Source organism: Caulobacter sp. GW821-FHT09B11, from assembly GCF_059418205.1.
In genome coordinates this window covers 1-590 of record NZ_JBWKPK010000071.1, presented here as the reverse complement: position 1 = coordinate 590, position 590 = coordinate 1, and the positions used below count along the sequence as shown (strand labels likewise).

At 68.1% G+C, this 590-nt stretch carries 1 protein-coding gene; it reads left to right on the top strand.

Annotation, left to right across the window (positions count from 1 at the left end):
* A partial coding sequence (locus AC07N1_RS25245; RefSeq protein WP_494674288.1) for an ATP-binding protein occupies positions 1 to 590 on the top strand: 590 nt, incomplete at both ends.

Genomic DNA, 590 nt, shown 5'->3' with positions numbered 1-590 from the left:
ATCGGTCCCAATCCCGGCGCGATCTCGGCGATGGGCGACAAGATCGAGAGCAAGAAGTTCGCGGCGGCGGCCGGGGTGTCGTGCGTGCCGGGCCACATCGGCGAGATCGCCGACGTCGCCGAGGCGCTGAGCGTGTCGGAGACCATCGGCTATCCGGTGATGATCAAGGCTTCGGCCGGCGGCGGCGGCAAGGGCATCCGGGTGGCCTGGAACCGGCAGGACGTCGAAGAGGGCTTCCCGGCCGTGCGGGCTGAAGCGGCAGGCGCGTTCGGCGACGACCGGATCTTCATCGAGAAGTTCATCGAGAGCCCGCGCCACATCGAGATCCAGGTGCTGGGCGACAAGCACGGCCACGTCGTCCACCTGTTCGAGCGCGAATGCTCGATCCAGCGGCGAAACCAGAAGGTCATCGAGGAGGCGCCGAGCCCGCTGCTCGATCCGGAGACCCGGGCGGCCATGGGCGCCCAGGCCGTCGCCCTGGCCAAGGCGGTGAACTACGACAGCGCCGGCACCGTCGAGTTCGTGGCCGGCCAGGACAAGAGCTTCTACTTCCTGGAGATGAACACCCGCCTGCAGGTGGAGCATCCGGT